The following is a 23,889-nucleotide window of genomic DNA, read 5'->3' on the forward strand; positions in this document are numbered from 1 at the left end:
GGAAAAGGCTAATGACTAAAAAGGGATCATTAGCCTTTTTATTTTAATACACTATATAGAATCGCGGAGACGCTTACATTCACTTTCAGAATCATCATCCGAACAACTACTTATTAATCCTAACATTCCAATGAATATGATTAATTTATATAACGATTTATTCATCATAGTATCCCATTTTATTTCTATTTATTTATAGAGCAAAAATGGGGATGCCCTCACTAACACCTTACCGAGAAGCATCCCCTTAAACTTAAGAGAAAATTTATTTCACAAGAGATTTAGTCTTACTAATATAAGTTTTCCACTTCCGGCTTGTTATAAATGAGCGAGCCAAAAGTTCCCACAGGGCGTTTCAAAGGTACAGATGGTACTCTAATGATTTCATCTTGTTGCGAGCGGGTCATTCCTGATCTTCCGCTACGTTTCACAGGTTCTCCTGTAGTCGGATCCACTCCTTGAACATCACATAGTGCCCAATATAATGGATAATTGAAATCAAAATTATCCCAATCTCCGAAAGCATAAGGAAATACATTATCAATATCATCCTCATAGCTTGAGTTTTGATTGTTCAACATGACATCCGGATCAATGCCATCAGCATAATCACCCCAATCCTTAGCATTGAAAGAACGGAAAGTAATCGGAGCAAATTCATAATATTTATTTCCATATTTATACTCTTGCACTTCCATTCCCACGTTCTTTCCCTCCGTGCGGCTACCAAATAATTTCACAGGGAAGTCGATTCCTCTTAATCCATTAATTATCAATTCACTGGCGGAAGCCGTTTCTTCTGAACAGATGATTCTTACAGAATTAAGATTTAGATCATCACCATCTCCAAAACGGATATATTCATCCGCACCGGAACTACGTTGCATTTTCATAAATACATCCGAACGATGTGATGTACCAGCGATGGAAGCTGCTAAATAACGGGCTAATTCAACTGAACCTCCATTATTGAAACGCAAATCTAAAATCAAATCTGTGATACCTTCTGCTTTGAACTGTTGAATTACATATTTCAAGTCTTCCTCAAAGTTCAAATCAAAACTTAGATAAACCAAATAACCGATGTTGAATTTATTCTCTTTTTTATCTTTTATAAACATCGAATTCAAGATAGGACTATTGTTGTAAGCACCGGTAGTTAATGTAGTCGTTCCATCCACTAAATCATAACCACCCTGTTTTTCATCAAAGATTTTGCGTCTATAGCCGATCTTAAAAGTTTCACCTCCACCTGCATAAAACAAAGTACTCATATATTGCTGGTAATTATTCTTATTCAAAGTAACCCCATCAACAGAAACAATCACGTCGCCCCGTCTCAATCCGGCTTTGGTAGCAGGAGATTCTAAATACACATATCCAATAGATAACCCAATAGTTGTTCTATCCGGCATATAAGAAGAGAAAAACGTACCAAGCCCCGATCCTACGACACTTGTTGCACGAGTATTTGCACGCGTTCTACCGGAACCAGTAGTCTCCGTAATATAAGAATAGATATAACGCTTGCCGGCATTGACAGAGAATGCACGATAAGTACCTCCATCCTCCATGTTGGTTTTCATCGGTAAAAGATAAGTTGTCAGAAATTTATCATAAGATACTGATTTATAATCTATATCCAATGTATTATATTCATCCTTAAAGAGATAATGCTCCTTCAAATATTTATCCATAAACTCATTAAGAGCCAGATCTACTGCTGTTCCGGAGCCTCCTTTTTGTGTAATAGTACAAACAGTAACAGGAGTTTTATATCCTTCTACTTGTACGACTACTGTCAGTATTCGTTCCTTTTCGGTTTCATTTTTATCAACCTTTACTCTGAATCCTCCCTTACCAGCAGCCGAATTGCCACTAATATTAGTCATTGAGGCCCAATCCGATCCCGTAGAATATTGCAGGGAAGGAGTCCATTTACCTACAGCAGTAAATGAAATATCAACCGTCTCTCCATATTGAGAAACCGCTTTTTCGGTTTCATTGCTGATTGCGGTAATTCCGTTATCCGTATCGTCTCCCACTTCTCCGTCGTCACTATCCGAACAGTTACTGAACGTAAACAGACACAAGACAAGTAATACTACACTATAAAAACTATAAAATATATTTTTCATTTATCTTTTTATTAAATTGGAAAACTAAAAAATTATTCTGCCGGGGCTTCCACGACAGTTTTGGAAACTTCATAAAAGCGTCCTTCCTCATCTATCCAGGTTACATTAATATTCGTTGGTAATGAAGTATATTTAGAACCTGAATAAGTAGATGTTTGCTTCTCCCCATGTGCCATCACAGATCTTATCTGTTCATCATACATGCCGGTCAGATAGTCGGCAGGTGCCACATATACGTAAAACATCTTACATGCAGTTTTAGGAATTACAGTATACGAGATTGTATAAAACTTATCTTTCACTATCTTATCAATCTTCACCTCCGGAACACTGGCATTCCACAAGTCCGTATCTTTTATCCGGACATAGGTTACCTTTTTGCTCGTATATTCCTTTTTAACCATTGTTGTAGACGGATTACCGTCAGCATCAACCGCTATCATATAGAGTACATATTCTGTATTAAACTGTATATCCTCAATGAGCAATTGATGGTTGTTCAAGTCAGCTACCGCAATTTCAGTCACTTCATTGTTCATTATCAAAGCTTGCTTTACCATTTCTTCATCTCCCCAATACGGATAATTCTTGAACTCGCTCATTTTCATGTGAATATATCGGTATTTCACAGGGTTACCAGTCGGTGTCAATGTCAAAGTAGTAGATAAGGTTCCCGCTTCGATAGATACATCAACCGAAATAGAAGAATTATACGACATTTCTTTTGAATCGGCCTGTACTTTAATTAATGAGCCCAATTGTCCTTTATTATCCAAAGCCACCGCAACCAAAAATCCCTTTGTTCCCGGTTCTAAAGAAGCCCTTTCAAAATCAACAGCCTCTTTAGATAAATTTCCGTTCTCGATAAGATACGAAATAATCTCTTTTTCTGTAGCATAGTGGGTTATAGCCTGTTCTGTCATATAAGAGTAATAAAATTTGTAACAGTTTGTCCCCGGAGTGATGGGGGCGTTAACACTAGTTACCGTAGATTTTATTGTCCCTATATTCACTGTAGCAGTTCCACCATACGTCAGCGCAGGAATTGAAATCTCCACTGCTGCCAGTTCTTCTGTTGTATATCCCTTTTCTATCTTATAAGGAATAGCCCAAAGTACATAAGTTGTTCCCGGTATAACTCTTGGCAAAAAATCCAACACCTTACCTTCTAATGGTCCGTTATAATCAGAAGACTGTTTGGTTCCGCCACCAAAGGCAAGATCTTCTATTACCATATCGGGTGAATAGTTGGCTTTATTCGTAATCCCGGTATAATAAGACTCACAGCCTTTTCTAGTCGCAGAAACCGTTGCACCTTCAAATGTTATATCCGATACCTTCAATTCTACAGTCGCAGCAGTCTTTATCACAGTTGCAATCACATCATCAGGCAAACACGCTTCATCCATTTCCGGTGATGGCACTGCCCAGATCATATATGTCATTCCGGCTTCAGGATCCTTGCCCAGTAATTCTGCCAACGCAACTTTATCAAGAGCTTTTGTTTTCATATACATACGGGCAGAATATCCGTTTACCAGTTCAGCTACAGATTCTGCACTATATTCACTGATTTCCAACACTCCCAGATAATACACTTCTATTCCACTTGCCAAAGTGGTGGAAACCATCTGTCCCTCAACTGATATATTCACAGGAGCCTCCCCTATCACTACCGGAATTTCCGAAATAATACTCTTTCCGTTAGATGCAACAGCTACTATAGCAACCTTACCACCACTCTCTGCATACTGATTCTCTTTCACAGGAGCAATAATGGTCAGTCCTTTTCCTGTTAACGAAGTTTTCCAACCGTCGGGTTTCGTTACAGTATATTTTGAAATACCACTCATCTCAACCGGTATCAGTTTCTCTTCACCGTTCGCAAAATATTGCTTTCCTGACAACATCTCGCATTTCAAATCTTTAGATTTCAAGACTTTCAATACCGTACCATCCTTCAGTGTGAAATAAGCATAATCATCGTCCTCACTTACTCCACTAAAAAGAGAAGTATCTCCCGTAGATTCACCGGAGGCATACACACCAGTAGATTCCCAAGTCTTTCCACCATCAGAAGAAATCTCCCACTCCTTCGTTTTTGTATTGATACGAATCTTAGGAGCAGTGCCCGTCACAGGCATTTTATTGCCTTCATCATCTTTTAAAAACGTTTTCTTACCATCCGTACCGGTCATTCCCCAGTAATAAATGCCATCTTCATCTTTTATCACGGTTATTTGTGGAACATCTTCCCCATTTCCTCCATTCCGAATGGTAATCTCTGTCTTATCCGAAAATTTAATAGTATAACTACCATCTTCATTCTCCAATACAGAAGCTATTGATTTATTTTGTGAGAGAGCATCAGTCAGTGTCTTCAACGTAGAAATATCGCTTTGTACATTTTGCAAGGAAGCTTCTAATTTATCCATGCGATCTTCCAGACCGGAAATAGAGTTTTTTAGATCATCGTCGTTATAACATGACGAAAACATTACTATACATACAGCCATCAGGAAAAACATCTTTTTCCTGCACTCCATAAAAAATTGAATTCTTCTCATATCCATATTTTTTTGATGATTAGAGAAAAGCCGCACGACAGACTTTCACACCATCGTGCGGAATAATTTATTTTAGCAACCCCTATTTAGCATGAGGATGTTTACCCAGTTTTTTCAGATCAAGATAAATAGTACTTCCACTCATCATCGCCCCCGGAGTATTCTTTTTCACTTCTTCCTTAATGATCATATTGGCAGGAATCCGTTTATCTTTCTTGATAACCTGTGGTTTTGCCGTTCCTATCATCCCCTTTGCTGATTTCGGAGCATCCGGGAACAATACGGAAGGATCTGTTATTATACCTTTGTCCTTATCATAGAATACTGTATAAAGGTCACCGATCACTTCATTACCATCACTATCAGCACCGATAGGCACACATAAAGCGACTAAACGTTTGGCTTCACTTGTCTTGTCGTATGATTGAGTAGTGGAGTTCACTGTTGTCAAACCATAATCCAAACAATATTCTTTCCATACGTCCATACACTCTTGATAAGTATAGTCACCACTGGCAGAATATTTGTCCTCAAGAATTGTATGATAAACCTTGGCCACATCCTTTACAATAGAGAAATGTACAGTGAAATTACCGATTTCACTCATATACCCATCCAGCTCCATTGTTGGATTCGGACCTGCTATAATTGCCTCTGTATTAGCTTTCACAATCTTTACATCTGTCAATACACCGTTCCAATCTTCTGCCAGATATGCAAACGTATATTCGGTAGCCGGATTCAGTCCTGTCCAAGTGAAGCTCTCCACTCCTCCTGTCGCTTCGGCAGGCCATACATTTGAATCTGCAGATAACAGATATTTTATCAACTCCGCTTTATTACCATCTTCCAGCAAATCCGGTGTCATGATATACTGATGATAGAATACTGCAGTGTTCTGGTTGTAAGAATAATTCAACATCAAGCTTGTACGTCCCGGATCGCTGATTGTTATATTAATATCAGCTTCAGATGCATCCGGAGTATCCGTAATGCGCGCTATAGTAGAAAAAGAAGCATGCTTCACTCCAGATAGCTGACCATATTTATTGCGACCAACGTAAGCCACTACATAAGAAGTATTAGGAGCCAAATCATATTGGAATTGTGTGCCTTTAAATGAACCTTCCTGTGCAAAATTTGTGTTTTTCACACCCCATCCTTCTTGATCTAGAGCTTGTGCTAAAGCAGTCATGGTTGCTTCATCCCCATTTTCATAAGGAGCCCAATCCGAGGCGCTGAATATACGGTAGAACATAGCAACACAATTCTTTTTCATTTCCACATTCATATCAACCATGGATGCACCGGCTCTACTAACAACCAAGCTACATTCCGGCTTTTCTGCATTCTGATCTATTTCCTTCAGATGAAAATCCTGACGAACATATTCACCCGGAGTCTTATTCTCATCCAACCCGATACTGGTAGCAGTTACCATTCTCTTAGGATCAGCCGTATACCCAAAGTTTACCGTATAATACAATTCCTCTTGAGGAACCTGTGCCTCTTCTGCGGCCTTAATCCAATGTCTCATAAAATCTATATACAATGGTTTACCATACGTATTTATAAATGCATCAATAGGCTCCGCATCTCCACAAAACTGATAGAAGTATTTACAATCCTCATTAGGACGATATTGAATACCAACTGCACGATAACCTGTAGTTACATCAATATCCACACGAGGACTGCCTACCACACTCTGAACCGGTGTCTTCAGATGACATATTTTCATATCCGCCGGATTCTGTCCACCTTCATCATTACAGCCAATAGTAATAATCAAATATTCTGCACCGGGCACAATTTCCGACTGGGAATATTTTGAGTTAGCCCAATAGAATTCCGCATTCGGATAACTATCTCCTAAAGTCGACCGGCTAAATGTATATGCCCCCGCTCCTTCAGAATTGTAGAGAGCTTCTATTATCAGGTCTTCCACTTCTTCCTCTGTTGCTTGTACCCCTTTGCCTACACTTTCAAACAAATAATTATACATACGGCATAAAGGATATACGTCCAACCGATAAGACTGGACTTTAGATCCCGGAGTACACTCAAATACAAAATTATGTTCGGTATTGCTAGTAACTTTAATACCTACTCCACGCTCACCGCCATCCACTTCATTTTCACCCCATTTTATAGGTGTAGGGTTGGGAGGAAGCGATGGGTCCGGATTTACCGGTACATCAGGTTCTACGCCCGGTTCGTCACTATCCGAACACGAAAAGACCATGGGACTTACAACTAAAATAAATCCCAACATGAGTAATAAACTAAATAATTTTTTCTTCATAATTAAAAGTGATAAATGTGACTAATCATTTACATATTCATAATCGGTATCGCCATTGATTGCCTTACAAACTGCCAGGTTATTTACATAGCCGTTTTTATCAGTAACCAGTGCATAAAAAGAAATATTCTCTGCTTTCCATCCTTCGTCCATAATTACAGTATACTCTATGCCTTTTTCCATACCTGCTGCTATCTGCCCCAACTTATCGCCATCGACACTAGCAGACAGTAATTTGCGTACTACATGGTTATGTGTGTAATCACGATAGATCCCTCCGTCATTCTGTTGATATTTCAATCCATCTTCTACTGCGTATAAGATCAAACGATATTCAGCATCCTTTTCCGATTTAACTTTCACTGTAACGGTTGCTTGTCCATCATATTGCGACTGGATACCCACTCCACAATGGGCAGGGTAGTTATCCAGTGATTCATTGAACACAGACCTCATGACATCATAGTTTTCAGACAATCCCATTTTTCCACGCATATCAACGACACACGAGGGGTAAGCAGATAAACCAAATTTATTGGACAGGATAGAAGACTGATCGATAACCATCGGATCAGCAGGTGAACCATTGACGTGAAAAGCCATCATATAAACAATACCTTCATAGCTAGAACTTATCAGATAATTCAAACGAGTCATTCCAGCCGGGCACATAGCACACCACGTCCCGGTAAATTCCATTGCACAAATGCGCCTTACAAACTTGGAGGGCGTGCCAGGTGCTTCACGCGCAATCACCGTTATCAATTTGGATACATACTTGCCGTAAGATGCCTCAAAAGCATACATCCCGACTTTGGAAGTAGAAAATGTGCTTCCATCCAAAATTTGCCCGTCCATTACGGAACGGATGACTGCATCAGCAGTGATGTCTACTCCGGCATGTGTTACCGTAAAGGTTATAACATCCTTTCCATCAGCAATCAGCGTATTCTTACTGACATTCAAAAGCACTTCCGTCTCTTCCGAATCATCAGAATTACCTGAACAGGAAATCCAGAATATACCTATGCCGCACATGCAGACCAACAATAGTATTTTATAAACATTTATATACATAGCTCTTTTTTATTCGTTATACAGGTAATCTGCCGATTCTCCAAGCTTACACTCATTTACATTGTTACATGTATAAGTTTTTCCCCCATCCAGCGTTGTCAGCATCGACACAATAACACGCATATTATCCACATTCCATCCCGGTTCCAATTGGCAAGACCGTTGCATGGTAGCTTCTGTTCCTGCCTTTACCTCCCCATTGAAACGGTCACCGTTCAATGACGTAGATACCACCGCACGAACCACATTGTTATGCGTATAATCATTCCCTCCATTCATTTGGGTATATTTAATTCCATCCTCTACCAGATAGATAAGGCAACGATAGGTATTTGTCACGTTAGAAGTTATTTTGGCGGTAACCATTACTGTACGGTCAGCAGCATTATGCACTGATTCAATGGCCACACCGCAAGAGGCGGGATAGTTACTCAACTCATTTTGAAGTTCTTTTTCAATCTGGCTCTTAATACTGATCATTTCTTTCGTACCTTTTCGCATATTATAAAAGAAACGGGGCAGTCCCGAGAAGTTACCGAGAATATTAGTCCGGTAGTTGTTAGTAGCTGCTGTACTCATGGGATCGGTCACCCCACCGAAGTCCATGTGGAAAGAAGCCACCGCTAATCGTCCCGGTTGTTCAGTCTGAATGGCTTTCAATGTAGTACTAAGTGCCGGACAGGCCTGACACCCGACAGAGGTAAACTGCATCCCCAGCAATTTATGATAAAAGCTGACTCCTCCTGATACGGAAGTAGCCTGAACGGTAACTTCATTTTCACTGACTATTGACTTTCCTTCATAATAACGGGCCTTAAAAACGTATGTACCCGGCACTGAAGTACTGAAAGCACGAACACTGTAATCCATATTTTCCTCTCCCGATTCCTTTACCAAAATCAGGTTCATGGTGCTCTCGTTACTTACATCTTTTGTGCCCAACTTAACTGTAAAAGTCACCTTCTCCACCCCATCTGCCTGTATAGCCGTTTTATCGGCCGTAATACGCAGAATGCCGTCATCCGTCCCTCCGTTCTCCGTTTCGTCCGAACTGCCGGAACAGGATGACAGCATTGATAAACAAAGGATCATTACAATTGGTAGAATTGTCGAGTATAATTTATTCATAGGATCTAATCATTATAAAGATAGTCTATACTACCATTGATAGAACATTCGGTTATATTATCCACCATATATGCATCATCAACTTTCCGCAATGCATAAACCACTACCCGCGATGTTGCAGGATTCAGGTTCTTGGCATTAGAAATAGTGAAAGTTGCGGCAGTATGCTCTTCGTTTGCATTTACAGTGAATCGTCCGTCTGTTGACATTGACAGGTAATTATTGGAGATAGCTCTGACTGTATAGTCATACGAGGATTCATTTCCTCCGGATGCGGTCAAACCATCAGTAACCAAGACATACACCAGATCATATTCTCCTCCCTGGCTTGACTTCAATGCTGCATTTACCGTTATCTCACCAATAGAAGTATTATAAGATGTATTCACCTTGATTCCGCATGTAGCCGGATATTTTCTAATCTGATCTTGTAAGGTCTGTTTGATTACACTTACATTTCTATCTATCGACATCACCTTCAAATCATAGATGCAAGTAGGAAAACCGGATGCTCCGAAACGGCTCATAATTGTGCTTGTTTGTGACAGGTGGAACGGGTCGGTGTCAGAACTGCTGGAAGAGTGAAAAGCCATTTTCACCATACGTCCCGGTATCTTTTCTTCCACTTTCTTCAATGATGAAGTCATAGCCGGACAATAAGTACACCAAGTTCCGGTCATCTTAAAAACACCCACCTTGCGGTAAAAAAGCTCATAATTCTTACGATTCTGTACAGTTACGGAAACTTCATCCGACTCCCAGTCCAAATAATACGCCTTAAACTTATGAGTCCCGTTTTCTACTGCCGAGAATGTACAGGTACGTCTTTCCAGATAATCACCGGTAGTAAGATCTTCAAAATATACGTTTTTAATATATTCGGAAGTTGTCAGTACTTTCCCATTAGCATCCGTCACCATGAAAGTCGCCATATCTGTTCCATTGGCTTCAATCTTGGCTTTATCCACAGTCAGAGTAATAGGTCCCGTCACTTCACCGTTATCCGGCACTTCATTGTCGTCAGAATTGCCACTACATGCCATAAAACATCCGCACAGGCATATCAGGCTTGACATAAAAAACATTGTAAATTTTCTCATATTCTATATTCTAATTAATAAATGATTCGCTGCACTCAAAAAGAAGTAGTTATCGTCAGGTTAGCACCTGTATATTTAGGAATCGTCCGGCAAACTCCACCTGAACAGACATACCCTTCCTTGTTACGCCCATAACTCAAAGCGACACGTGTACGGGATTTGGCATAACTGGCTCCCACATTGTAATAATGGATTTTATCTTTACCGTGATTATACATGTCACTTCCATAAATACTCCATGCAGGAGCAAAGTTTATTTCCAGTAAAGCGGCCATCCAATCTTTCTTATCTTCCTGTGTAGTAAGATATTGTAACTCCATACGGGTTGAGAAAGAAGGGGTAAACTTATATTGTAAGTCTGCCACAAAAATATTCGACAGGTTGGTTGTCTTACTCGCTCCGTACGAAGGACTATATTCTTGCATGGAGTAAAGCAAATTCATTTTGAATGACTTCGTCCATTGTTTTTCCACATCAATACTAAAATCACGGAATGACAAGTTGCCCATCTGTGCTGTACCTTCTTTTTCTAAAGCATAATAGGTAGAAAAGTTAGCATGTAATTTCAAACCGCGTTTGCCTCCGATAACCGTTCCTCTTTTGAAATGATAAAAAACATCCAGTTGTCCGCCCATCTCCCCGCTGATTGCTTTTGTCACATCTCCTATTTGTGGAGTGTGAGGGTGTAAATTGGTCAACATATAGGTATATTGCGTACTCATAGCCGGAACATAATTCAACAGATTCGAAGTGGAGCCATTACCGGCAATAATTTCACTGCTCATCCATTCCAAACGACGTCCGGTCAGGTTTATCCCTAATCCGTTGCCGCTATATCCCAGTTCCAGCAATTGTGCATTGGCACGCTTCTTTGCATAAAGCTTGTCATCATGAATGAAATTATAATACTTATTACCTCCGTCTACATACTCACCCTTCGCTGTAAATCCGAAACGTTCAAAATTTACCTGTCCCGAGAAACCATTCGAATAAGGTTTTCCTCCCTCTTCTTTCAGGTCAATATTTATTTTCTCATATCGGTTTAATGCTCCTCCTTCGATACTCAAAGAAGAGTTTTGCCAACGAAGCAAGTCAGATAGGGAGAAACTTACATCTACACCACGTACCTGCGTATCAGAAAAATCCATACCGAATCGTGGAGTTCCCCAAATAGCTTTCACACCTACAATATTCTTGTAATTGTAGGTAAAACGTGCTCCCATCACCGCATTATTCAATCCGAGCATACGGTCCTCCCAACTACGGAATAACAGTCCACTCCCGAACTGCTCATAAAATGTACCCGCTGTTACGGAGAAGTCCTTATCTGCCCAAGATACATAATAGTTGGTCAGTTTTGCTTTCTCCAGTTCTGCGGGATACCCTACCAGTACAGGTTCATAGGCTTCCAATTGCACACCTACGGCAAATTTCCCCTGATAGTAATCCAACTTCAGATAATTGTTCGAGCCGAAATGATCTTCCGGTGACTTTGCTTCCGTCTTGCTGTCATCCCGGTAATAAATCGTATTTGTTTCAAAGCTCCCTGTCAGATAACCTTTCTTGTTATCATCCTGCGCATGGGCCAGAGTTGATGCCAACGCTAATAAAGCCAACACCTGAATTCTTATTCTAGTCATGTCATTGCGTTTATCTATGAATAATAATAGTTCTCTATTTCTGCAGTTTCTTTATCGCTTTCAGTAGTTCCAGTTCACTACCCGGAGCATACCCGGTGTGTGAATAAACGATCTTTCCATCCGCATCCACCACGTATACCTGTGGAGTCAGGCTCACATTCATAGCCCGCATAAATTCCTGATTTTTATCATACAGCATGATAAAATCATCCCATCCGTGTCCTTCCGCCAATGCACGTGCTTTAGCCGTAGAACGGCTGTCATCTGTAGAAACAGCTACCACACGGAATTTGGCTTCTTCCAGCCAATCGGGCAATTGTTCATTAATAGCATCCAACTCACGAATACAAGGTTTGCAGGTTGTTGCCCAAAAAGAAATAATCATAGGTGTTTTGTGATTAACCAGGGAGGCGGTGTTAACTTGTGCTCCTTTAGTATCTTCGACCTTGACTGATGGAATCTGTGCCATGGCACAGGTTAGAAAAGCAAACAACAGGGTAATGCAGACAATTAATGCTCTCATAAATTCTTATATATTTGTTATGTTAATAATTTGATTCTTATCTGATGTATTCCATCTTACAACCAAATAGTCTGAATTTTTGCATTTGTATCAGACCGTCCTTATACATATCACCAATCAGATTGGCATTCTCAAATGTGATTGTGCTAGTTTCAGCATCATACTCTCCTCGATACACGTCGGAAGTACTTCCGTCCAAAGCCAGTCTCCTGAATCGAATGGTGTACGGGCCATAAGAAGCGACATCTTCATCCGGCACAAGAGATATGTAAGTTTTCTGTGTTGCCGAATCATATTCATAATGTAACCGCCAGCTGAATTCCCACTCAATATCGTTATCCGGATCAAATCCGTTTTTATTCGAACAAACCAAATAGTGCCCATATGCTTCCGTACCTTCTTCCGCAGTATTTACCTTCACGGAAAATCCCACCGGCGCATTAGTAACTTGGTTAGTAGAAGCCGTTCCGGTAAACACCCAGGTTCCCAAAAGCGTCTCATATAAACTGGAATCATTGTCTTTGATAGTCACTGCCAACCGCTTATTCTCACCGATAGAGGCTCCTTTCACATCGGCTATTTCAATATCAAAAGAACGGTCGTCATTGACAAGCTTGTCATCAACGGTTTTAAATTCAAAATTTATAGTTTCTTGTCCGGCAGGGATAAGCAATGTTTTTGTTGTAACAATATAGTTTTCGTCCTCTTTTGCTGTATGATCAATTAATTCGAATGTCACGCGGATAGTTCCGGTATGTTCGCCTGTCACTACAACGGGCACAGTGCATAAACCGGCAGACTCCTTCACCGTCATTACTGTCTCCTGTAAGTTTACCGTAGCCGCTCCGGAATTAAACTGTTCCTCATCGTCCGAACAGGCAGTGGTCAGGACGGTGCACAGAAGAAGGGTGTATATTTTCAGATAGTTCATTTTACTCAAGTGTTTGATGATTTACATTATTCATTTATTAATATCCCGGATTCTGCTGACCTGCCAATTGAGGGTTGGCATCCATTTCCGTTTTTGGAATAGGCCAAAGCATTCGCTGGTCATCAACGGGCTTATCCAGTCCGTCAGTACTTGCCTGTCCCGGAAAAAGCACTAATCCTTTACTTTGCGGTTTTCCGCGTTTCACACCTTTTCCCCAGCGTTTCAGGTCCATCAGGCGGTAGCCTTCACCTACAAGTTCCCGCTCCCGTTCATTCATAACCTCATTTAACAAAGCTTCCTTATCGTAGGTTGCATTGGTGAATCCTTCAATTCGCGCTTTCTTTAATGCATTCAAGGTATTGTTGCCTTTTTCCACAGAAGTTGCACTCCCGATTCTGGCATTAGCCTCCGTGGCAACCAGATACATTTCTGCAATACGGAATGGTTTCGGCTGATTCAAATAGCGTGTTTCATTCCCTAATGCATTGTAATATTCATTACCCGGATATTTATTAAAGAAATAGATATCCGCAGCATTACCGGACGATACGGTTAAGTGATACTTTCCGAAATAAGTAGTCAGCCGGACATCCTTCTCATTGTATAAGTCAATCAATGTTTGTGTTGGAATATAATCTTTCTTGGTAGTCGGATAACCGATAAAAACAGTTCCCAAGGGTACGCCGGCATCGTCGGCACTAGTCATCGCAATCTGCCAGATAGTTTCCGTTCCCTTGTCATTCTTCCATACGCTTTCAAAATCTGTTGCTGTGTTCGATAATGGATATCTGTTCGAATTAATCAGGTCACCTGCATATTTGGCAGCATTTTCATAGTCATCCATTTGCAGAGCAACACGCGCTTTCAAGGCAGTCACTACATCTACTGTGATATAATTTCCACAGTTCTTGGGAGCAGTATTGACCGTCACGTATGCGCCATTGATATATCTGTCATAATCAGCAATGCCATTTTTGGCTGTTTCTATACGCACCTCGGCTTCTTCAAGGTCCTCCAATATCTGTTTATAGGTATCTTCCAGTGAGGATCGTCCCGGATACTGGGTAGCAGCAAGCTGGGGTTCATATTTCACCTGAAGAGGCAGTCCCGGAGTGTTTGCTGCGGTAGCTACATCGTAATCGCGGCAAAATAAGGTAGCCAGATAAAAGTAGCAGTATGCTCTTGTAAAATAAGCTTCCCCCTCATATACATTAATCTGCTGTTTTTGGATTTCCGTCAACTCTATCTCCGGATTTTCATCGATCTTGCCTACCCCGTCAATAAAGAAGTTGGCACGTCCGATGGCAGCATAGCAATTTGCCCAGATTGTTTCTACGGTAGAGTTGGTGCTCTCGAAAGTCCAACGGTGCAACTCACCATATTTATTAGAAAAATCCGCTACTGCATTAAAAGCATCCGCCTGAACTTCCGGAGCCAGTACATAGCTTCCTCCCGTCAGTCCTAAATATACGGAATAGATACCGGCACGCGCTTCTTCAAAACCGACTATGGTTGTTAATGCTTCCTCTGCCGGAATAGCATCGTAAGGCATTTTATCCATATCACAGGAAGTCATTCCAAATGTCAGTACAGTCAATACTATCATAGATATTTTCTTCATATTCACCATTCTTTATATTGTTAGAAAGTTAGTTCGACCCCGAAAGAATATTGCTTGGTATTGGGATAGTTACCCAGCTGGATATTACTGTCCACTTCCGGGGCATATCCTTTATATTTAGTTACCGTGAGTAAGTTACGTCCCACAAAATAGACTCTGGCATTACTGATTACCCCTGTTTTCTGAATCAGTTTGGCAGGGAAAGTATACCCGACAGTCAGGTTTTTCATACGCATGAATGAAGCATTCTCCAGCAAATGCGTATCAAACTGCATCGGGGAGTCGGGAGTAGAAATTCGGGTTACATCTCCCGGTTTTTGCCACATGGTAAGCATTTCTACCGTCTGATTGTCCGAGCCTGCGAAAGTGGGGTTCTCTGTGAAAAAGCGTTCATTATTCAACATATACTGGCCGAGCATAAAGGAGAAATCGGCACTGACGGAAATTCCTTTCCATCCGAACTGGGTACCAAAACCACCGGACCATGGAGCATAGCGTTGCTTACCTACAAAAACGGCATCTTCTTCCGAATAACTTTTCGTCAGATTTCCATTTTTATCATACCACGTATTATATCCGTCACGCGGATCAACCCCTGCCCATCTTACATAGTAGTATTCTCCCCAAGGTTTGCCAACTTTCATTTTCAAACCGGTATCAGGTAAGGTATATTCATCCAGTCCGTTAAACAGTTTGGTTATTTCATTCTTATTATAATTCAGATTTCCGGAAACACTCCATGAGAAGTCTCTCATTTTTAGAATATCCACCCCCAATGTAATATCAAAACCGCGGTTGCGCATACTTGCTACATTTTCTACACTACTGCCATGTCCGGTAGTATACGACAGCGGATAACCCATCAGCATATCGTCCGTCTGACGGTTATAAAACTCCAATTCTACTGAAAAGCGGTCAAAGACTTTGGTACTGATTCCTATATTCAATGTCTTCATGCTTTCCCATGTCAGATTATCATTGCCGACGGTAGAAGGAGCAATTCCCGGTTGCCCGTTATACAGCAAACCGGAGCCGACCAATGCCAACGCATTATAGGCACTGATACCGGAATTACCTGTTGTTCCATAGCTCACCTTCAACTGCAGACTGTTCAACCATGAAACGTCCTGCAGGAAATTTTCTTTTCTCATATCCCACATGGCTCCCATCGAATAAAAGTTTGCCCACTGGTTATTTTTAGCAAACAACGAAGAACCGTCTCGCCGTGCTGCCAGATCGATGTAGTAGCGGTCAGCGAAACTGTAGCTGATTGTACCGAAATAAGAATTGAAAACCTTGTCATACATAGTATGTAACGGCACTTCTGACTCTGCCCCTGCTGCCATTAGCATCATTCGTGTGTCTACCATTTTTTTAGAAGTTGCCGAGAAATTCTCATTCTTTGTGATAATGGACTCCTGCCCAGCCAATACAGTAAAATGATGTTTACCAGACAGGCTGAACTTATATTCCGCTGTATTGGTGAACGTAAAGGAATAATAACGTTCAAACGACTCGGATGCCACTCCTGCCCCTTCAAACGGTCCTTCCGGATAGGCTTTATGTGAGTTACGATAATCAAAAGCATCGACTGCCTGTGAGGTACGAATGTTCAAGCCTTTTATCGGATTTATATTAAAGAAGGTATTGCCATTGATACGCACCGTACTCCGGTTGTTGGGTTGAAGTTCTGCCAGATAATACGGACTATAATATCCCATATCGTTTAAATAATCCAGACGTTTGCCATAACCAGTGAAATTACCTTCTTCGTCGGTCAATATCTCGTTCATCGTCTGGTCGGGACGATAAATACGTGCGGCATACGCTTTGTTATAAACGCTGTTGGCTTCCGTTCCAAAGGTTGTCGTATTATATTTCTGATAGGAAAGGTTCACATTAATCCCGGCTTTCAGCCAGTCGGTCACCTTTACTTCTACATTACTGCGTAAAGTCTCGCGACGCAATGAGGAGTCGTCCATAATTCCCTCCGTGTCATAGTGTCCAAATGAGATATAGTAGTTGATACCTTCGGAACCACCAACCACATTTACATCGTACTGTTGGGTGGGAGCTGCATCTCCGAAGAATACATCCGCCCAGTCGGTAGATATACCATTATCTATATAGAACTTCTTCCGTTTTTGAAATGTAGTGTCGTATGCTTTTCCCGGATCTAGCATTTCCTGCAGGTTAAGCCATTGTTCAGTGTTCATCATCTCTATATTATCTCCTGTCATTTTCGACCAGCCATATTGTGCATTGATGCTAACGCGGGCTTTCTGTCCCATTTTTCCTTTCTTACTAGTCATTATCACGACTCCGTTAGCAGCACGGGAGCCATATATAGCTGTTGAGGAAGCATCTTTCAATACCGTCATGCTTTCGATGTCGTTTGGATTCAATGCTGTAAATGCTCCGGAAGAAATGGGTGAACCGTCGAGAATAAAAAGAGGTTCTGTATTTGAATTGATCGAACTAACTCCACGCAATCGCATTACAACACTTCCACTTGGTTCTCCACTGGGAGTAAACACCTGTAAACCGGCAACTTGACCTTGTAATGCATCTCCGGCATTAGCCACAGGCCTGTTGGCTATCTTACTGTTATTTACTGTTGTCACCGAGCCGACTACCGAACCTAGCTTCTTGGCAGAACCGTAGCCAACTACAACAACTTCATCCATCAATTGTGTATCAGATTTTAAAATAACTCTAACAGTCGGCTGAACAGGAACCGACTCCGTTTTCATACCTATATATGAGATTTGCAATATTTTTGCAGAATTTGGCACATTCAATAGTGTGAAATGCCCGTCTATGTCTGTTATTGTACCTAAGTTAGTGCCCTTTACGACAATTGAAGCCCCTACAACAGGTTGTTTGTCATCATCGGAAATCACCGTTCCCGTGACTTTCTGCGTTTGAGCTGTTATCAGCCCGATACCTATAAAAAGGTACCCAAATAGCAGCGCTAATTTTTTCTTCATAAATCTCTTTTTAAATTATTAAATAGCCCTAAAACAATTAAACTCACTTTTCACACTTCGATAAGTTCTATCAGAACTTAATTACGATTCATTGCTTTTGTTGTGTTTTTGCATCAAATATGTCATCTAGGGAGGAAATGTTGCTTGATTTTACTTTTTCGATCAATCCATATAACGATTTCACAAAAAAAATATGTCTTTTCGTTGTTTTTTGCAAAAAGAATATATACTTTTGTTCCATTATATAATACCAAATAGGAATTGTTAATAAATAGAATCTGAAAAAGATTGATAATTTTTATTTTAATAACTATATATTTATTTTAATATAAATAGAGTATAAAAAATCACCAAGTTCTGATAGAACTTGGTGATTTTTCTTTTAATGAAGCAATCTATAGCCATTTTACCTCAATTAGCTTCCTATTAAACCTTTCATCAACATTATAATTAAATTTCAAATTTACCTTAAACATAAAATAAAATCAAAATTATAAAAGAGTCTCGTTTAAACTATGTTAAATAGCTATTATCTGAAAATTCTTCATATATGACACTCGGTATGTTTCTTTATACAGATAAAAACACTCAAATACATAGTGATACAATTTCTTTACATTGAAAAAGATTAGATTATTTCATGATTTCATTTTTTTGAGATATTTACTATAGTTTTATCTCTTGATTTTAAGGAGCGCCTCGTTGCTTTAAAACCAACGGGGTGTTCCTCGGTGTGTAATGGGTCGTTCCTTTTAAAGGAACGACCCGTTGGTTTTAAACCAAAAAACACTTATGTAACCATCTGAAAACCAAATTATTACACAAGCAATCTATCGTACTTTTCTTTTATAAGAAATTTCTCAACACAATAATGCAAATACCAATACTAAAAGCAGCACTCTTCTGATAAATATTTTACAAATCAAATCTAAAAAACAATGGTTACAGTTACTTTCCAAATTAAGCCCTATCTAGCGGCTTACATGTACGTGCGTTATAAAAATCACCTCGATGTACCTCCAGACCGCTTTTCTTCCTCCCTTTCCGCTATCCATCTTCTCGACACCCAGCCTATCTACCACTTCCTCCACCAACTTTCCATCCCACACCCTCCCAATGCCTCATGGCACGAAACCGGAAATATCACCTTCACTCTCCCCCACCCTAGAAACGGCAAAAATCCAAATGTATATAATTATATAGGTCATGACAGTGCACTTATCATTGAAAAAGCAATGGAAGTAGAAATGAAGGCCGAACTTTATGAATTTCTCCTGGAAAATAAATACTGCCACGGCATCATGTTCAAAAAATCAATGGAAACTTTTGTCGCACATTATAATATGGTAGAGTTAGTGGAAGAAGAAAGTTTGATGAGGGCGTTTCAGAGGTGGAGAAAGATGGTGAAGGAGGAGAAAAACATGTGATTATATTATAGGTGTCACATAAAATGAGACACCATACTTTTATTTTTGCACCAAACTTCATTAATAATCAGAACAAAAGTATTATGGCAATAAAGAGAGTATCAAATGAGTTTATGGATAATCTCCTTAACGATGTAGTTTGGAAAGAACTTTTCAATAATCAAGTTATATAAATATCAATTAAATCAAAATTATGATACAGTAAATGAGGCTATCTTTTACTACTTTTGTATTAACAAAATATTTAAAACATGGAATTGAATGATCTTTTAATGGAAATAAGCAAGATTTGTCTTATTGAGCAAGAGCGAATGAAGCACAAACAGCGAAAAGGTGATTGTTTTAACATTTTCAACACTCTTGGATTACGGTCTAACGAAGTTAGATTGCATTCCGCATTTCTTGCAGAATTGCTGAATCCTAACGGAAATCATGGCCTAAAGGATGCTATGCTTAAAGAATTTCTTGTAGCCATTGGCTTAAAACGAGATTATATATCCAAGTGCAATACCGGCATAGTTGAACGAGATATTGGTAGGCGGACGGAAACTACCGGTGGACGTATCGATATAATCTTGGAAGATGGTGAACATGCAATTATTATTGAGAATAAAATATATGCTACGGATCAGCACCATCAATTACTGCGATACAATAACTATGGTAAACAACGTTTTCCAAAAGGCTTTAAGTTGATTTATCTTACCCTTGATGGTCGTGAGGCAAGTAAAGATTCATTAGGAGATAATGAGATTGACTATCACTGTATCTCGTACAAAGAACATATCCTAAATTGGCTATCAACATGTGCAATGTTGGCATACGACAAACCTCTGGTGCGAGAGATAATTTCCCAATATATAACACTTATTAAACAACTCACAGGACAAGATATGAATAAAGATAGTAGTGATAAAATTGTAGATTTAGCCATCAATAACATGGAAGCAGTAGTTGCCTTGATGGATAACAGAGCTGAAATAAGTAGCAAATTAAGAACAGAATTCATTTTTAAACCGTTAAACGAATTCGCAGTTAAAATGGGGATGGAATTTAAGTCCATCAAAGAAGGAAACGAAGGTCCGGCTCTAAAATTCAGGATGCCTCAATGGTCCCATTACATAGTCATTACAAGAGATGACGGAAGAGATTCGGATTGGAAGAACCTCTATATCGGTATTTCACAAAGTTCACTGCCGGGGACCAAGGATTTACCAATACAGCAATTATCATGTCTTTCAGAATGTGGCAATACATACTGGCCTTATGGATGGGAATGGATTCCATACACCGATTGGCACTCCACCAGTAGCTACTTACCAATACGTACAGGGGAGGTTTCAAATTGGATTATCTCCAAAATCAAAAAGATCATAGAAGAGATAGAAGATAAAGGTTTGCCTATGTAACAATCCGAGAAACAATAATTCATGTCACTCATACAAAAATATATTTGGGTCATAGAAACCATTTACCGTGCCCGTCAAATCTCATTAAGAGAACTTAGTGAGAAATGGATGGACACGGGAATGAGTGGCGGATCGCCTATATCACGCCAAACATTCGACCGCTGGAAAACAGGTATTTTAGATATATTTGGGATAATTATCGATTGTAATCTGAAAGCGGGTTACAAATACTTCATATACAATCCTGAAGTGTTGAGGGAAGGCGAACTAAACAAATGGTTGCTCGATTCATTCTCCACTATCAATACCCTATCACAAAGTATTGCATTAAAAAACAGAATTCTCGTAGAAGAAATCCCTTCAAGTAAAAATTTCTTAAAGGACATAATCGGAGCTATGCAAAATAATAAGATAATAGAGCTGACTTACAGAGGCTTCCAGCGGCATTATGCCTGCACCTTTCCTATCGAGCCTTATTGTCTGAAGATGTTCCAGAAACGATGGTATATGTTGGCCCATAGTATCAATGATGATGAGATACGACTGTACGCTATGGACAGAATAGAGAACGCCAGTGTGACCGATACACGTTTCACTTTGCCAGAGGACTTTGATGCTAAATCCTATTTCGCTTCTTTCTTTGGAATTGTGCTTGATAAGGATATTAAGGAAGAAAGAATCGTGTTACGTGCTGACAGATATCACCAGCATTATCTTCGCACACTTCCACTCCACCCCTCACAACGGGAAATATACACTTCTGATGAATATGCAGATTTCGAATTGCATCTCCGACCGACATACGACTTCTGTATGGAGTTACTAAAAGTTGGTGCAATGATCGAAGTATTAGAACCACAATCACTTCGTCATCAACTTCATGACTGTATTAAAGATATGTGGGAAATATATGAAAACGATTAATGAAAGTCATTTAAGTGTTGATAGTTAGTACTAAAGACTGCGTTTTATCTTATAAAATAAATAATTATGAAAGTATACACTCACTTCTATCCAATGGATGAGAACACTGCCATAGGTTTTCGATGGAGGACATTGTTGCAATATAGTAATTCATGGGAGGTTATCGGATCAGTGGTAATGAAAAATCCAGGTGGTGCCAAATTTAAATACTCCACCCACCAAGCAATTGATGATGCCGAAACGTTAAGACAACTCCAACACTTTGACGAAAGCAAAGACGAATGGTATGAATTTGGTAGTGACACCACAATTGACTGTGTAGGTGATCTCTTCGCTTTCTACTATGATCTACCAAGACGTGAAAATTTGAACGGTGTGATACAAATTTTCAATCTCTTCTATATCAAAGAAACAGATCTAAGTAAGGCTTTGGTACATTCAGAAACAACCAGCAATACATTTCGTTTTGCCGATGAAGAAAATATGACCAATTACGACATAGAACACCTTGTTCCCCCAGTCTACCTTGGCTTTGGAAATTTGGCTTGGCATAAAAGATATAGCAAAAAGGCTGAACTGTTTTTCAATGCCGCCATTAATAAGTGTGGAATGAAATATCTTGACCCTATATTCCAACGCAATAATTTTACACATCCACTTTATCTCATGCGTTATGCAAAGAATAATTCCAAGTATATAAAGTATCGGATGAAGTTCAAACAGAACACGTTGGCACCAACAGGTGTGGAAAATGCTATCTTTGACGCAAGATCAACCCCAAGTAAACATATACCTAATATGGAAAGAGCTATAAGGCAAGAACAGCGACAAAAGATTGCAGATGAAGTTTTCGACTATTTGAAAAATCAGAAAGGGTATCAGGTGGTAGCAATAAAAGGTAAGAATGGTATTTCACTGTGTAATGGTGCTGTACTGCTTGTTATTAATAGTAACAAAAATGAAGCCGTACATCTATTTGTTAACCGTGAGACCAACGGCATGAGTAAAGAAAGCATGGAATCTTTTTTCAACAAGATGGAAAATTCGTTTGGATTCCAGCGAGCATATGATATACAAAAATACGAGAATCGAATGCATCTTTCATTTGCAAAATTGACAAGCAAAAAACCACTTGAGAAGATAGAACAAATAACATCATTTATAGAAACGTCATTATCAAATGAAAAATAAATATCTTTTTCTCGATTTTGACGGTGTACTCAATTCAAATAAGAATTATCGAACATTACAGATGTTGGGTGTACCTACACGAGATGAATATGGCACTATCTTTGATTCCAAATGTGTAGAATGTTTGCGTGACATTATAGATACAATCGAAATAAAAATTGTGATTACCTCATCTTGGCGTTTCATATATGATATGAATATGTTATGCGGTATGTGGAGAGTAAGAGAGCTTCCCGGATATATATGGCATGACTCCTACAAACCTACTTCTTGATCCAGCAGAAGAGTACATCAAAGGAAAAGAAATTGATTACTGGTTTAAAAGAACAGGATGCTACTGCGAGGAGAGCAAATACGCAATTCTGGATGACGAACAATCATTTCTTTCTCACCAGCAATCACATTTAGTATTAACTAATCCGGAAACTGGTATTATCAAAAACGATGTGAATAAAATTCTGGAAATTCTCCTCTAACGTACCATCTCATCTGTAAACAGCTGTAGATTATTTGTCTATAGATATATAAAAGAAAGAAGCATACATCCCTATCAGAATACGTATGCTTCTTTCCTTTTAACCAATCTTCTCTGATATCAAATATGAAGAATTCATCTTTGATTTATCGAAATTGGTAGAGTACTTCGTATTGAATGCTTTCGCAATCACATCTAAATACTTAGTTTGTCCCAATGGATTAGAAGTACTAGGAGTGGATAATTCAATAAACATTCCTTTTACAAGTTGTTTACCTACACCCCAATTCCAATTGTTTTTAGCTGAAATTTTCCAAAGTGCCATAATTAAACATTTTAATCGGTGAGAACTATTTCTCAATACAAAAGTAGTGTCTGGCTGTCTCATTTTACGATACACCTTTTAAAAAAAAACGATACTTTTGCTGTAGGCTTTGACATTT

General features: G+C 39.5%; 18 protein-coding genes. 6 read left to right on the plus strand and 12 right to left on the minus strand.

Features of this window, described 5'->3' with window-relative positions; translation table 11 throughout:
- Positions 1-290: 290 nt before the first annotated feature.
- The 11 genes from AB5217_RS03215 to AB5217_RS03265 all read right to left on the minus strand — a co-directional run bounded on the left by AB5217_RS03215 (position 291) and on the right by AB5217_RS03265 (position 18,020).
- Positions 291-2,138, minus strand: a complete 1,848-nt coding sequence (locus AB5217_RS03215) for a S41 family peptidase (RefSeq protein WP_195647021.1) — start codon at positions 2,136-2,138, stop codon at positions 291-293.
- 32 nt (positions 2,139-2,170) lie between these two features.
- On the minus strand, positions 2,171-4,705 hold the full coding sequence (locus tag AB5217_RS03220; RefSeq protein WP_229115776.1) for a PL29 family lyase N-terminal domain-containing protein: 2,535 nt from the start codon (positions 4,703-4,705) through the stop codon (positions 2,171-2,173).
- An 82-nt stretch (positions 4,706-4,787) separates the two neighbouring features.
- Positions 4,788-7,010, minus strand: a complete 2,223-nt coding sequence (locus AB5217_RS03225) for a hypothetical protein (protein ID WP_368112650.1) — start codon at positions 7,008-7,010, stop codon at positions 4,788-4,790.
- Between the two features lie 21 nt (positions 7,011-7,031).
- Complete coding sequence (locus AB5217_RS03230; protein WP_195647023.1) at positions 7,032-8,087, minus strand: Omp28-related outer membrane protein; 1,056 nt, start codon at positions 8,085-8,087, stop codon at positions 7,032-7,034.
- 9 nt (positions 8,088-8,096) lie between these two features.
- Positions 8,097-9,215, minus strand: coding sequence for an Omp28-related outer membrane protein (locus AB5217_RS03235; RefSeq protein ID WP_195647024.1), 1,119 nt, complete (start codon positions 9,213-9,215; stop codon positions 8,097-8,099).
- Positions 9,216-9,220: 5 nt separating this feature from the next.
- Positions 9,221-10,315 (minus strand): Omp28-related outer membrane protein, encoded by a 1,095-nt coding sequence (locus AB5217_RS03240; protein WP_195647025.1) that lies wholly within the window; start codon positions 10,313-10,315, stop codon positions 9,221-9,223.
- A 35-nt stretch (positions 10,316-10,350) separates the two neighbouring features.
- Positions 10,351-11,955, minus strand: a complete 1,605-nt coding sequence (locus AB5217_RS03245) for a DUF6029 family protein (protein WP_195647026.1) — start codon at positions 11,953-11,955, stop codon at positions 10,351-10,353.
- A 34-nt stretch (positions 11,956-11,989) separates the two neighbouring features.
- Positions 11,990-12,478: a TlpA family protein disulfide reductase gene (locus AB5217_RS03250; RefSeq protein WP_117933654.1), complete on the minus strand. Its 489-nt coding sequence runs from the start codon at positions 12,476-12,478 to the stop codon at positions 11,990-11,992.
- A gap of 37 nt (positions 12,479-12,515) precedes the next feature.
- Positions 12,516-13,409, minus strand: a complete 894-nt coding sequence (locus AB5217_RS03255; protein ID WP_234115677.1) for a Calx-beta domain-containing protein — start codon at positions 13,407-13,409, stop codon at positions 12,516-12,518.
- Between the two features lie 37 nt (positions 13,410-13,446).
- Positions 13,447-15,030, minus strand: coding sequence for a RagB/SusD family nutrient uptake outer membrane protein (locus AB5217_RS03260; protein ID WP_229115777.1), 1,584 nt, complete (start codon positions 15,028-15,030; stop codon positions 13,447-13,449).
- Positions 15,031-15,050: 20 nt separating this feature from the next.
- Positions 15,051-18,020 (minus strand): SusC/RagA family TonB-linked outer membrane protein, encoded by a 2,970-nt coding sequence (locus tag AB5217_RS03265; protein WP_195647029.1) that lies wholly within the window; start codon positions 18,018-18,020, stop codon positions 15,051-15,053.
- A 938-nt stretch (positions 18,021-18,958) separates the two neighbouring features.
- On the opposite strand from AB5217_RS03265, the gene AB5217_RS03270 reads away from it, so the two are divergent.
- From AB5217_RS03270 to AB5217_RS03295, 6 genes are all read left to right on the plus strand, one after another.
- Positions 18,959-19,447 (plus strand): hypothetical protein, encoded by a 489-nt coding sequence (locus tag AB5217_RS03270; RefSeq protein ID WP_195647030.1) that lies wholly within the window; start codon positions 18,959-18,961, stop codon positions 19,445-19,447.
- 251 nt (positions 19,448-19,698) lie between these two features.
- Complete coding sequence (locus AB5217_RS03275) at positions 19,699-20,856, plus strand: PD-(D/E)XK nuclease family protein (RefSeq protein WP_195647031.1); 1,158 nt, start codon at positions 19,699-19,701, stop codon at positions 20,854-20,856.
- 21 nt (positions 20,857-20,877) lie between these two features.
- On the plus strand, positions 20,878-21,780 hold the full coding sequence (locus tag AB5217_RS03280) for a helix-turn-helix transcriptional regulator (protein WP_195647032.1): 903 nt from the start codon (positions 20,878-20,880) through the stop codon (positions 21,778-21,780).
- 66 nt (positions 21,781-21,846) lie between these two features.
- The gene (locus tag AB5217_RS03285; RefSeq protein WP_234123146.1) at positions 21,847-22,971 is read left to right on the plus strand and encodes a hypothetical protein; all 1,125 of its coding nucleotides are present in this window, start codon (positions 21,847-21,849) and stop codon (positions 22,969-22,971) included.
- Positions 22,961-23,245 (plus strand): HAD domain-containing protein, encoded by a 285-nt coding sequence (locus AB5217_RS03290; RefSeq protein WP_195647034.1) that lies wholly within the window; start codon positions 22,961-22,963, stop codon positions 23,243-23,245. Before AB5217_RS03285 ends, AB5217_RS03290 begins: the two co-directional genes overlap by 11 nt.
- Positions 23,220-23,447 (plus strand): HAD domain-containing protein, encoded by a 228-nt coding sequence (locus tag AB5217_RS03295; protein ID WP_195647035.1) that lies wholly within the window; start codon positions 23,220-23,222, stop codon positions 23,445-23,447. Before AB5217_RS03290 ends, AB5217_RS03295 begins: the two co-directional genes overlap by 26 nt.
- 99 nt (positions 23,448-23,546) lie before the next feature.
- Here the strand turns inward: AB5217_RS03295 and AB5217_RS03300 are convergent, their stop codons facing one another.
- Complete coding sequence (locus AB5217_RS03300; RefSeq protein ID WP_195647036.1) at positions 23,547-23,771, minus strand: hypothetical protein; 225 nt, start codon at positions 23,769-23,771, stop codon at positions 23,547-23,549.
- Between the last annotated feature and the right edge of the window lie 118 nt (positions 23,772-23,889).

Source organism: Bacteroides sp. MSSM.1001136sp1_RTP21357st2_D2_RTP21359_211015, from assembly GCF_040913205.1.
In the GTDB taxonomy this organism is placed as follows: Bacteria; Bacteroidota; Bacteroidia; order Bacteroidales; family Bacteroidaceae; genus Bacteroides; species Bacteroides ovatus.

Excerpts from the sequence above, each read along its gene's own strand:
- AB5217_RS03265 (WP_195647029.1), bottom strand. The coding sequence starts at position 18,020 with ATGAAGAAAAAATTAGCGCTGCTATTTGGGTACCTTTTTATAGGTATC.
- AB5217_RS03215 (WP_195647021.1), bottom strand. The coding sequence starts at position 2,138 with ATGAAAAATATATTTTATAGTTTTTATAGTGTAGTATTACTTGTCTTG.
- AB5217_RS03250 (WP_117933654.1), bottom strand. The coding sequence starts at position 12,478 with ATGAGAGCATTAATTGTCTGCATTACCCTGTTGTTTGCTTTTCTAACC.
- AB5217_RS03260 (WP_229115777.1), bottom strand. The coding sequence starts at position 15,030 with ATGAAGAAAATATCTATGATAGTATTGACTGTACTGACATTTGGAATG.
- AB5217_RS03285 (WP_234123146.1), top strand. The coding sequence starts at position 21,847 with ATGAAAGTATACACTCACTTCTATCCAATGGATGAGAACACTGCCATA.
- AB5217_RS03230 (WP_195647023.1), bottom strand. The coding sequence starts at position 8,087 with ATGTATATAAATGTTTATAAAATACTATTGTTGGTCTGCATGTGCGGC.
- AB5217_RS03300 (WP_195647036.1), bottom strand. The coding sequence starts at position 23,771 with ATGGCACTTTGGAAAATTTCAGCTAAAAACAATTGGAATTGGGGTGTA.
- AB5217_RS03245 (WP_195647026.1), bottom strand. The coding sequence starts at position 11,955 with ATGACTAGAATAAGAATTCAGGTGTTGGCTTTATTAGCGTTGGCATCA.
- AB5217_RS03225 (WP_368112650.1), bottom strand. The coding sequence starts at position 7,010 with ATGAAGAAAAAATTATTTAGTTTATTACTCATGTTGGGATTTATTTTA.
- AB5217_RS03275 (WP_195647031.1), top strand. The coding sequence starts at position 19,699 with ATGGAATTGAATGATCTTTTAATGGAAATAAGCAAGATTTGTCTTATT.
- AB5217_RS03255 (WP_234115677.1), bottom strand. The coding sequence starts at position 13,409 with ATGAACTATCTGAAAATATACACCCTTCTTCTGTGCACCGTCCTGACC.
- AB5217_RS03280 (WP_195647032.1), top strand. The coding sequence starts at position 20,878 with ATGTCACTCATACAAAAATATATTTGGGTCATAGAAACCATTTACCGT.
- AB5217_RS03270 (WP_195647030.1), top strand. The coding sequence starts at position 18,959 with ATGGTTACAGTTACTTTCCAAATTAAGCCCTATCTAGCGGCTTACATG.
- AB5217_RS03295 (WP_195647035.1), top strand. The coding sequence starts at position 23,220 with ATGACTCCTACAAACCTACTTCTTGATCCAGCAGAAGAGTACATCAAA.
- AB5217_RS03290 (WP_195647034.1), top strand. The coding sequence starts at position 22,961 with ATGAAAAATAAATATCTTTTTCTCGATTTTGACGGTGTACTCAATTCA.
- AB5217_RS03220 (WP_229115776.1), bottom strand. The coding sequence starts at position 4,705 with ATGAGAAGAATTCAATTTTTTATGGAGTGCAGGAAAAAGATGTTTTTC.
- AB5217_RS03240 (WP_195647025.1), bottom strand. The coding sequence starts at position 10,315 with ATGAGAAAATTTACAATGTTTTTTATGTCAAGCCTGATATGCCTGTGC.
- AB5217_RS03235 (WP_195647024.1), bottom strand. The coding sequence starts at position 9,215 with ATGAATAAATTATACTCGACAATTCTACCAATTGTAATGATCCTTTGT.